The following is a 2,906-nucleotide window of genomic DNA, read 5'->3' on the forward strand; positions in this document are numbered from 1 at the left end:
CTCCGTGCGGTGCAGTCCTAGACAGCTCCACCACACCGGAGGTCTTCGCCATGATCAAGCACCGGCACGTGTCAACAACGCTCGTGATCAATACAGCTAGCGCCCGGCGGAGTCCTCGTGATCTTGGGGTGCTATCCGGAGAGGACCCGGCTCGACTGGGCTTGGAGCCTGGCGGCTGTGCCCGTCAACGCCGTCGCCAGGCTGGCCGTCGCCGTGAGGGACAAACTCCGCTCTGCCTCGGCTGCGATTCGCCGGGAAGGGGTGAAGGTCCCAGTGAGACAGCCAACCATGCCCCTGGCCGAGATCCGCCGGGAAGCTGCGGTGTTGCTGCCCGGATGCGACATCCGCCGGCTCCTCTTCTGGCGCTATCTGCTCGTCTTTCGCAGCCACGGCTGACGGGACCGCATGGTGTTTCCCCTCTGCTCCGCCCCGCATCAACTGCGGGTCCCGATCACCGTGGTCCGCGGGCGCGAAGGCGGCTGACTCGGTTTGTCCCTGCAGTGGCTTGACGGAGCCGAACGATCTCCGCGTGCTGTGCGGCCAGCCGGGCCAGGGCCTGGCTGCGGGGCGTCGAGCGCGAGGAGGTGTCCCGCGGCATCACCGCCGGGAAACCAGCCCGGTACCTGGCCCATCGGCCGGGCCGATCCCGCAGGCCGCCGGCCGAGTCCCGTGAGGGCGAGGCGGATGGTGGGGATCACCCGTTCGAAGTCGGTGTCGGCCGACCGCGCGAGGGCGATCCGTACCGGAAGGATCGACGGGCCCTCGGGCCAGGCCGGGGGACTCCACTGTGCGGGACGCTGGTCAGCGCCGATGAGCGCGGCCTCCAGTTTGCGGGAGAGCGTCGTTTTCCCGATCCCGCCGACGCCGTGGAACACGAGCACGTTGTTGCGCGGGACTTCCGGATCTTCCACGTCGAAGCCGGGACCGGCGAGGTGGCTCAGGTGGTCGGTGAGCGCGGCCAGGATGGTCTGCCACCGGCTCTGCCGGTTCGTGAACGCCTCGTCCCCGCCCAGCCGCTGGCCATTCGGGATGGCGGCCGGAGCTGCCATCGGCGACATCGCCCTGTGCAAGCCGAAGGATGAGCTGTGGCTGTGGCTGTGGTTGGGCGTCGGCTTCCCCGCACCGGAGAAGAAGGCTGGCCCGCGCCCGCCGGTCCGTACGCCGACCGGTGGCAGGCTCTGATGGACATGGCCCAGGCTGCTCCGGACTGCGGCCGGGTCATCACCCGGGCCGTCACCCGTACGCTGGACGATCTGTACCGCTACGGCGGCCGGCGCCCGCACATGTCATACGCCGCCGAAGCCGACCTGATGGCCTACCGGTCCCGAGAGGGGCGTGGCGATGCGATAACCCTCGCGGAGGTCGCGCCGACTCTCGGCATCGCCCCCGCCCCCGCCCCGGTGAAAGGTACCCGCTGGTACCAGGGCATCACAGACCTGGAACTCGTGGAACAGCCGGTCTGACCCCGCTGCAACGCCTGCCAGACATGGGCGCGGACTGGTCGGCGAGGCGGCGCCTGACCCTGTGCGGGTGACGATCAGCCGGTGACCGCAGGAACGGGATACGGCCAGGTGTCAGCGGCAACCCTTGAGAGGGAACAAGTGCCGGCCCCAGATGGCTGGACCAAGACCTTCACCGCCCCCAGGCTCTGCGTCGACCGCCTCACCTGCAACGGCACCATCATCGAGACCGGCACCGACTCCCACTGTCTCTCCAACACCCGAGTCCGAGCTGAAGTAGAGGCCAGCCGACCTCCGCACGTCCGGTTTCAGAGTTGGCAGCTCAGCCGACGGAAGAACTGCCAACTCAGCAAACGTCAATCTTCATTGTGGTCGCCATTCCGCTCGACAGCATCCATGTACTGATCGTGCACCCGAAGCTCACGCCCCCTACCTGGACTCGTCAGGACGATCGTCTTCGCCTCGCCAAGGGCTTTGGGACCTGCCCCAAGCAGCTCGCGGGTGATCACCACCGCATCGAGCACCTCGACTCGGCGCTCAGTCAGGAGTTGCTGCACTGTGGCCATACCGCCGTCACCCGTCAACAACGGCAGACATTCGTTGACGAGCGCCGCAAGCCGAGCCGTCCTCTCCGGATGCAGCCCACTGATAGCCATCCTGTCGTCCTCCATCGCGTCCAGAAACTTCCTCGATCATCCCCGAAGCCAGCAACAACTCGCGATCGCCCGCTGAGAACTCCTAACGAAATGATCTTCGAGGTGGTTGATCACACCGGGACCGATGAATCCGGGGGTGCCGGGTGGGGCGGCCGAAGCCGTGGGAGGTCGATGACGAGCTGTGGGCGGCGATCGAGCCGTTGCTGCCGGGAGTGCGACGTCGGACCCGGCATCCGGAACGCCACCGACTTCCGGACCGGCTGGTGTTCCAGGGCATCCTGTTCGTGCTGCGCACCGGGATCGCATGGGAACACCTGCCGCAGGAACTCGACATCGGGTCTGGCATGACCTGTTGGCGTCGCCTGGCTGAATGGACCGAGGCGGGGTCCGGCTCCGTCTGCACGAGGTTCTCCTCGCCGAGTTCCGCAGCGTGAACGCTTTGGACTTCTTCCGGGCGGCGGTCGGCGGCTCCCACATCCGAGCGTAAAAGGGGGAGCCAAGACCGGACGAAGCCCTGTCGACCGGGGCAGGACGGGCAGTAAGCATCACCTGATCACCGACGCCACCGGCATCCCGCTCGCTGCCACCCTCGCCGGCGGCAACCGCGACGATGTCACCCAGTTGATCCCATTGCTCCAGGCCGTGCCGCCGGTGCGGGGCGAGCGCGGCCGGCCCCGCTGCCGCCCGGACGTGGTGCTAGGGCGTTTCGTTTGGATCATCGGGCGGACCAGAGGTAGATGCCTGCGATGTGGAGTCCTGCGAGGTAGATGGTTGCGGTCTTCTCGTAGCG

Annotated in this window: 4 protein-coding genes and 2 pseudogenes; 4 read left to right on the forward strand and 2 right to left on the reverse strand. The window is 67.5% G+C overall.

What is annotated here, in order from left to right:
* The first annotated feature begins 273 nt into the window (after positions 1–273).
* Positions 274–396 (forward strand): hypothetical protein, encoded by a 123-nt coding sequence (locus ABTZ59_RS36920; protein WP_351425838.1) that lies wholly within the window; start codon positions 274–276, stop codon positions 394–396.
* A 38-nt stretch (positions 397–434) separates the two neighbouring features.
* Here the strand turns inward: ABTZ59_RS36920 and ABTZ59_RS36925 are convergent, their stop codons facing one another.
* A complete protein-coding gene (locus ABTZ59_RS36925) occupies positions 435–1,049 on the reverse strand; it encodes a hypothetical protein (protein ID WP_351425841.1) in 615 nt (204 codons plus the stop codon).
* A gap of 42 nt (positions 1,050–1,091) precedes the next feature.
* Between ABTZ59_RS36925 and ABTZ59_RS36930 the strand changes: the two genes are divergently transcribed.
* Entirely contained in the window at positions 1,092–1,463 is a 372-nt protein-coding gene (locus tag ABTZ59_RS36930) for a hypothetical protein (RefSeq protein ID WP_351425844.1), read from the forward strand.
* Positions 1,464–1,616: 153 nt separating this feature from the next.
* Positions 1,617–1,748, forward strand: a pseudogene (locus ABTZ59_RS36935) (IS21-like element helper ATPase IstB); the annotation flags it as partial.
* A 68-nt stretch (positions 1,749–1,816) separates the two neighbouring features.
* Here ABTZ59_RS36935 and ABTZ59_RS36940 read toward each other — a convergent pair.
* On the reverse strand, positions 1,817–2,131 hold the full coding sequence (locus ABTZ59_RS36940; RefSeq protein WP_351425847.1) for a hypothetical protein: 315 nt from the start codon (positions 2,129–2,131) through the stop codon (positions 1,817–1,819).
* A 128-nt stretch (positions 2,132–2,259) separates the two neighbouring features.
* Here ABTZ59_RS36940 and ABTZ59_RS36945 point away from each other — a divergent pair.
* Positions 2,260–2,803, forward strand: a pseudogene (locus ABTZ59_RS36945) (IS5 family transposase); the annotation flags it as partial.
* Positions 2,804–2,906 lie beyond the last annotated feature (103 nt).

This window comes from Streptomyces sp. NPDC094034, from assembly GCF_040303865.1.
Lineage (GTDB): Bacteria > Actinomycetota > Actinomycetes > Streptomycetales > Streptomycetaceae > Streptomyces.

Coding starts and splice junctions, on each gene's coding strand:
- ABTZ59_RS36925 (WP_351425841.1), bottom strand. CDS start 1,049: ATGGCAGCTCCGGCCGCCATCCCGAATGGCCAGCGGCTGGGCGGGGAC.
- ABTZ59_RS36940 (WP_351425847.1), bottom strand. CDS start 2,131: ATGGAGGACGACAGGATGGCTATCAGTGGGCTGCATCCGGAGAGGACG.